Annotated in this window: 7 protein-coding genes; all 7 read left to right on the plus strand. The window is 30.4% G+C overall.

The features are described from left to right. Positions 1–1,098, plus strand: a complete 1,098-nt coding sequence (locus tag H510_RS0117635; RefSeq protein ID WP_026905523.1) for a glycosyltransferase family protein — start codon at positions 1–3, stop codon at positions 1,096–1,098. Between the two features lie 11 nt (positions 1,099–1,109). Then, a complete protein-coding gene (locus tag H510_RS0117640; protein ID WP_026905524.1) occupies positions 1,110–2,609 on the plus strand; it encodes a lipid II flippase MurJ in 1,500 nt (499 codons plus the stop codon). Then, a complete protein-coding gene (locus H510_RS0117645) occupies positions 2,593–3,672 on the plus strand; it encodes a glycosyltransferase family 4 protein (RefSeq protein WP_026905525.1) in 1,080 nt (359 codons plus the stop codon). Before H510_RS0117640 ends, H510_RS0117645 begins: the two co-directional genes overlap by 17 nt. 62 nt (positions 3,673–3,734) lie before the next feature. Then, complete coding sequence (locus tag H510_RS0117650) at positions 3,735–4,715, plus strand: EpsG family protein (protein WP_211226605.1); 981 nt, start codon at positions 3,735–3,737, stop codon at positions 4,713–4,715. Positions 4,716–4,717: 2 nt separating this feature from the next. Beyond that, entirely contained in the window at positions 4,718–5,536 is an 819-nt protein-coding gene (locus H510_RS0117655) for a glycosyltransferase family 2 protein (protein WP_162143093.1), read from the plus strand. Beyond that, positions 5,533–6,675, plus strand: a complete 1,143-nt coding sequence (locus H510_RS0117660; RefSeq protein ID WP_026905528.1) for a glycosyltransferase — start codon at positions 5,533–5,535, stop codon at positions 6,673–6,675. The genes H510_RS0117655 and H510_RS0117660 overlap by 4 nt, the downstream gene beginning before the upstream one ends. Before the next feature lie 17 nt (positions 6,676–6,692). Continuing rightward, on the plus strand, positions 6,693–7,950 hold a 1,258-nt coding region (locus H510_RS0117665), incomplete at its 3' end, for a UDP-glucose dehydrogenase family protein (RefSeq protein ID WP_026905529.1).

The raw sequence follows: 7,950 nt of genomic DNA on the forward strand, positions 1-7,950 counted from the left end.
ATGAAGATTGTAATTTTAGCTTCGCTCACACCGGATACAACAGCCAACTATCTAATAAGAGCTTTTAAAAATTGTGGAGATGAAACATTTGTCATTTCGGATATTAAAAACCCTTTAGCAGATTGTTTAGTTAAAGGTGCTCCTGATATTCCAAAACTTTTAAAGGAAAAAGGTTTAGAACCGGATTTTATTCTGTTTATCGAAGGTGGGTCTATGAGGCTCTTTCCGAAAAATATAGAAAATACTAATTGTAAAACGGTATGGTATGGTATTGATACCCATATGGATTACAACAAGCATTTAGCTATAGGAAAGGTTTTCGATATCACAATGGTAGCCCAAAAGCAATACATAGAAAGCTTAAGGAAGGATGGTTTATCTAATATATTTTGGTTGCCACTAGCCTATGAATCTGCTATTCGAAACGATTCTAAAGACAAAAAATTTTTGATATCATATGTGGGATCAAACAACTCTCATTTGCATCCAGATAGGCATCGTATGATTGAATTAATTAAAAAGCGTTATTCTGAGATTTTTTTTGGAAAGGCTATGCCTGATGAGATGAGAGATATTTATGCAAGCTCTAAGTTAGTATTTAATAAAAGTGTTAATAATGATATTAACATGCGCTATTTTGAGGCTATGGGTGAAGGGGCTGTATTACTAACCGACAGAGCGGTTAATAATGGTGCAGAAGAGTTGTTTCAAGAGGGGAAGCATTATTTTATATACGATAATGACGATCATCTTATAACATTAATTGATAATCTAAGTAAGAGTCAAGATTTAGTAAAAGAAGTTGGAGGAAATGCTAGAGAGTTAATTTTAAAGGAACACACTTATATTCATAGGGCACTAAAAGTAAAGGATATTGTTACTAATTGTTCAACTAATAGAAAAGTTTCTCCTTTTAGTTATGTTGAGATTTTCTTGCGTTTAGATATGTTGGTTGAGGGGATTGAGGCTATAATTCTTATCCTAGGGCAATTAAAAACTAGAAGATTAAACTCTATATTAAAATATATTTTAATAATTTTTCTTAAGCTGAATTTACGATTATGGCAACACACTCTTTTTTTATTTAAAAAACTGTAATTTTATGATTCATGGCAAGTAGTAGTATTAAAAGTTTTAGTTTATTGTTTTTTTTATCATTACTTGCATATGTTTTTAGTTTTTTCACCCAAATTGCGACTTCCTTTTATTTTGGAACAAGCCCAGAACTAGACGCATATTATTCTATAATTGCAGCAGCAGGTTTTTTTATCTTTTATATAAATCCAATAAGAGATACGCTAATAAAGGTTATATTTACAGAATATAAGATAGGTTATAATCAAGCTTCTAAAGTTTTATCATCTGCATTAACACTACAATTTCTTTTAGCAGGTATATCTAGTGTTTTATTTATTTTTGAAGATATAAGAGAGTTTGTAGGGGTTAATTTTACTGAAAAGATTAATGAACATACAATATTTATATTTTTACCATATCTCTTTTTATTTGGTTTTGCAGAAATTATAAACGGGCTATTAATAAGCTTTAACAAGCTTTATTTGCAATCTATAGCTCGCTTGGCATCTTCAGCTTTTACGTTAATTATCATATTTCTTTTAGCAAACAAAATTGGTATTTACGCTATGTTAATAAGTGTTCAGTTTAATCAGATAGTTATAATAGTTTTATCTGTATTTGGTTTACGTAGAGAAAAAATCAATATAAAACTTACAAATCCTTTTTATATTTTTAGAATAAATGGGTTCCAAAAAATTTTCACCTCACTTTTAATTAGTTATTTCTTTGCACAGCTATATGTTGTTATTGAACGTTTTTCTATGCTTTCTTTCTCGTCAGGTTTAGTGTCTTCATTTCTATATAGTACTGCATTGGTTAATATAGGTATAAGTATTATAGTACAACCAATGATGAATCTTGCGTGGCCCAAATTTTTAGAGTTTGAAGGAAAAAATGATAATGACTCGATTAAAAGTTTAACGGAGGATACAATCTTAATTTTATTATTTGTTTTATTATTAGGAACAAATTTTGTTTTTTTCAACGCTTATGAGCTTGTAGATGTAATATATGGAAGAGGGAAATTTGATGCACAATCAATTATGTCAACATCTAAAATGCTAAAGGCAACAATTTTCACTTGTATCCCCATTGCGATATATACTCTATTAACTAGGTTACTAATAACAAAGGGGTATTCAAAATCGGTTGCTTTCGCAGCTATATCAATTGCAATTACTGGTATTTTAGTAATTACCTTATCAATGTTTTTTAATAGTATTTCATTAATATCAAGTCACTGGTTAATAGGTAATTCAACTGGAGCATTAATAGCTTTTATTTTGACTAAGAAAAAGATTAATCTTTTTATTCTAGATAAACTAATTTTAAAAAAAATATTAAAAATTATATTTATTACCTTATTAGGTTTAATTATTCTATTTTGGACGAAACAAGTGACCCAGGATTTAAAAAGCTCAATTATTAAATTACTAATTAATGCTATGGCATTAATGTTAGTAATAATTCCTTCATATCTTTTGCTAAAGGTAAAAGAAGATTATAACCTAAATAATGAAAATAGTAGTTGATATAAAAAATTTGGCATTATTTACAGGAGGGATTAGTGCTTATTTTAAACCATTGATGCTCAAATGGATTAAAACTAATACAGAAATCCATTTTGTGTTATTAGGGCCAAAGATAGATTTATCTTGGTTACATGAATGTAAAAACGTGGAACTGGTTGAAATTCGGTGGCCAATGTATTTGCCTAGAACTTTAAGACATCCCTTTTATGACAATATTTTATTTCCAAAAGCTATTAAAACGATTGAAAGTCCTGATTTTATTTTTACCCCTTATCATGATGTGCTACTTCCTAAAGGAACACCATCTGTAATGATGATTCATGATAGTTGTATTGGTGATTTAAAGACAATATATCCTAAAAGCATTAGGTATTATTATGAATTGATGTTGAGAAGAAACCTAAGAAGATGCCTTGCGGTATTTACAGTTTCTAACTCTAGTAAGAAGGCTATTTCTTTGCGTTATAATTTAAGTCCTGAAAAAATTCATGTAGTTCCTAATTCATTTACGGTACATTCTGCAATAAAAACAAAATCTAATATAACTAAAAATAGCGTATCAATTTTTTATCCAGGTGGCGCAGATTTTAGAAAGAATGTTAAACGATTAGTTTTAGCTTTAGGAATCATTAAAGATAAGGGTGTTAATGTTCAATTAAAAGTTACGGGTAACTATCTTGGAGCTTGGGAAAGAGAGTTGAAAGGGGTGGAACAAAGATTGATTAACGCTGTAGAGTTTCTGGGGTACATTGAATCGGAAGAGGTTATCCACGAATATGCTAATTGCGATTTAGTCGTATATCCAACTTTATGTGAAGGCTTCGGAAGAGTTTGCTTAGAAGCAATGTCTGTAGGGGCTAAACTAGTATGTTCTAATTTGCCTGTTTTAAATGAAGTTTCAGAAGATTATGCAATTTACTTTAATCCATATAATATTGAGGATATAGCAAATAAAATTTTATATGCTATAGAACAACCTTCAAAATCTCCAAAATTAAGAGAAGATTATAGTAAAGAAGTTGTGGAAAATTTATTTTTAACTGAAATAAAAAGATATTATTAATTGTGATAGATATATATCCACATTTATATACACTCTATTTTTTTATTGTTACCTTTCTAGCGTTGACAACCAGAGATAATAGTAAATATATATATGCAGGATGCTCTCTAATTTTATTATTATTAATAGCTCTTAAGCCAGTAGGAGCCTATCCTGATGACCGTAATTATTTAGATCTTTTACTTTTTTTCCGATCGGATCAACTTGCTGAAGAAAACACAGGAAGAGATTATCTTTATTTTTATTTAGCACACATATTTAGTGTGATGTTTGGAGACAAAGGTGCTATTATATCCATTTCATTATTTACTGTTACAATAAAGTGTTGGGTTATCGGTAAAATGTCTAAATATTCGTTAACAGCGTTGTTAACTTATGTGGCATTTTGTGTCCAATTAACAGATTTAACAGCTCTTAGAACAAGTCTTTCCACATCATTTTTGTTTTTAGTCATATACTTTTCTAGTCAAAAAAAGTATTTTAAGACCTTTTTACATTATATTCTTTCCTGTCTTTCACATATCCAAGGCGTGATTTTACTCCCCTTTCTAATTTTTTTAAACTCGATATTTTACAAGTATAGATACATTTTATTTGTGTCATTATTTGTGTTTGGAGCTTTAAAGTTGTTTCCTTTTGGAGATTTTCAAAGTACAGGATATGCCCCACTAGATCTTTATCTTATAGCTTTAAATAATGGGTTGCAAGAAGAAATTAACTTATTTAGGCTATCTACTTTATCCTCATTATTATTAATATTCTGGTTAGATTATTCGAATAGTTTGGAAGGGGTGTTTTATAAGAGATTATTTTTAACTGCTTTAATGTCTCAACTAAGCATATTTGCTTTTTATTGGTTCCCAGTATTAGCAGGGAGATTTGCAGATATATTATTGCCTTTTATGATTATTTATTTTTCTATTTGTCTTCGAAAAATAACTCTATATCAAAAGATTGCTATTCTTTTTGTTTCCTTTATGATAAATCTTAATTATTTATATGTTAATCCATTGTTTTTACGTGATGGAATGTTATTGAAATGAAAATGGATGTTTTAGAAAAGAATAAAGAAAAAATCTATTGTGATGTTAGCGTAATAATACCATGTTACAACTGTTCAAGTACAATCGAAAGGTCTATAAATTCGATACTTAATCAAACTAGGTTACCTAGAGAAGTAATTTTAGTTGACGATAAGAGTACTGATAATACCTTAGAAATTTTAAACCATCTAGCTAAAAAACACGAAGAGATACCTTTAATAATATTATCTCTTTCTGAAAATTCTGGACCAGGTATTGCTAGGAATAGAGGTTGGAAAAGGGCTAAATATCCTTGGCTTGCATTTCTTGACGCAGATGATTTATGGCATTCTCAAAAGCTTGAGATTCAAACGAATGTTTTAGGTTTACACCCTGACGTTTATCTTTGCGGTCACAATAGTGATGTTTATTCAGAATTTCAAACAATACCTAAAGAGATAAATTTTTCTGTTTCTTCAATTAATATCAATAAGATGTTAATATCGAATCGATTTCCAACTAGATCAGTTATGTTAAGAAAAGATTTAGATTTTAAATTCGGAGGAAAGGATGTAACAGAAGATTATCTTCTTTGGCTGCAAATTATAGCAGATGGTTATAAGGCAGTTAAGGTGGATTTGATATTAGCATATTCTTTACGTCCGGAATTTAGTAAAGGAGGCTACAGCGGTCAGTTATGGAAACATGAATTAAGAGAACTTAGAGCTTTAAGACAACTTTATTCAAGTTCTAAAATTCCCTTTTATAAATATTTCTTTTTTTTAGGATTTTCATTTATGAAGTTCTTAAGACGTCTAATCATCGCTAAATTTTTCCAATGAATATTTTACATATAACACCAGATTTAAATTTTGCGATAAATTTTGTTAAGCCAATTTGCATAGAACAAAAAAAATTAGGATATAAAGTTGATGTTATTAGCACTTCTGCATTTTATAATGATAAAGGTGCACAACATATAGAAAAATTGTGGAATGAAAAAAGTGGGTTTATAATAAAGCTCTTAGTTCTCAATCTAAGATTTAGAAAGTTTGAATGGAGCCTTTATTCATCATATAGAACTTATTATCGGCTACTAAAAAGTGACTACTATGATTTTATTATATTTCATACTGCTGTTGACTCTTTAATTCCAATGTTGTTAGCTAGAGTTTTCACTAAAAGCAAAAGGGTTTATTTTAATCATGGGGTATCATCCCTAGGTTACTCAGGTGTTGTAAAATATATTTTAAATTGTATTGAAAAAATTAACTTAAATCTTTCAGATAAAGCATTTACTATTAGCCCATCAATGCAAGCAGCGCTATCTGAAATAAATAAAAAGGTCATTTCTGTATGCATTTTACCAGGGTCAGCTTGCGGGGTAGATTTAGTTGCTAATAGTTATGATGATTTAATCGTTAAGAGGATAAGTGCCAAGAATAAACTAAAGTTAACAAACTATAAAAAAATTGTACTATATGTGGGGAGGCCAGTAAAGCGAAAAGGTATATATGACTTAATTGAGGCTTGGATAGAAATGGATTTAGGTGATGATTATCTTTTATTACTTGTAGGGCCTAGTGGTCAAGATCTTAGTGTGAATATTGAAAATTATTCCAATATAAGATGTGTTGGATATCAAACCAATGTAAATGATTATTATTTAGCTTCTGATTTATTATGTGTACCATCCTATCACGAAGGCTTAGGATATATTTATTTAGAAGCAGCTGTCTGCGGTTGTATACCTATATCATCCAAAATTCCTGGGCCTACAGATTTTGTTATAGACAATATAACAGGGTTAACTGTTACTCCAAGAAATATCAAAGAAATTATAGCGAAGTTGAATTATATATTAAGCGATAATAATAAGCAAAATGAGATATCAAAAGCGACATTTAACAGTTCGAAAATTTTTGATCGAAGAGTTATAGCGCCTAAGTTAGCGAAAGAATTAATTAGTATAACAGATTGATAATACCATTATATAATATGAAGATAGCCGTAATAGGTACCGGGTATGTAGGTTTAGTAACCGGAACTTGTCTTGCAGAGACAGGAAACAATGTAACATGTGTTGATATTGTTGAAGAAAAGGTTCAAAAAATGAAAGAAGGCATTATGCCAATTTACGAACCTGGTTTAGATATTTTGTTCAACAGAAATATAGAACAAGGTCGTTTAAAATTCACAACTAACCTTGCAGAAGCCATTAAAGATGCTGTTATTATATTTTTAGCTTTACCAACACCTCCCGGAGGAGATGGCAGAGCCGATTTAAGCTTTGTACTTGGAGCGGCTAAAGATATAGCTGGTATTATAGATAATTATAAAGTTATCGTAACAAAATCTACCGTTCCAGTTGGTACAGCAGATAAAGTAAAAGCAGTATTTAAAGAAAATACTTTAGTAGAGGTTGATGTTGTTTCTAACCCAGAGTTTTTAAGAGAAGGGGTGGCTGTAGATGATTTTATGAAACCAGATAGGGTAGTAGTTGGTACATCAAGCGAAAAAGCTAAAGCATTAATGGAAGAGCTTTACGCACCATATGTAAGGTCTGGTAATCCTATCATTTTTATGGACGAGCGCTCATCGGAATTAACTAAATATGCAGCAAACTCTTTCTTGGCTACCAAAATCACTTTCATGAATGAGGTTGCTAACTTATGCGAATTAGTTGGTGCCGATGTGGATATGGTAAGAAAAGGTGTAGGTTCTGATGCTCGTATAGGTAAGAGATTCTTATTTCCAGGAATAGGTTACGGAGGTAGCTGCTTCCCTAAAGATGTACAAGCCTTAGCTCTTTCGGCAGAAGAATATAATTATGATTTCAAGATTTTAAAATCTGTAATGGACGTAAATCAGGTACAGAAGATTAAAATCATTGAAAAAATGAAGAGCTATTACAAAGGGGATTTAAAAGGAAAGAAATTTGCTTTATGGGGCTTAGCTTTTAAACCAGAGACTGATGATATCAGAGAAGCTCCAGCCTTGTATATTATTGATGAGTTACTAAAAGCTGGTGCTGAAGTTGTAGCTTATGACCCAGAAGCGATGGATAATGTAGAGCGTTTGTTAGGTGATAAAATCAGCTTTGCTGAAAACCCTTATGATGCTTTACAAGATGCTGATGCTTTAGTTATAGCAACAGAATGGCAACTTTTCCGCAACCCTGATTATGAGTTGATGGAGAAAAACTTAAAGTCTAAAGTGATATTTGACGGTAGAAATCTTTATGATTTACACAAGA

The sequence above is a fragment of the Pedobacter glucosidilyticus DSM 23534 genome (genome assembly GCF_000425145.1).
GTDB classification, from domain to species: Bacteria; Bacteroidota; Bacteroidia; order Sphingobacteriales; family Sphingobacteriaceae; genus Pseudopedobacter; species Pseudopedobacter glucosidilyticus.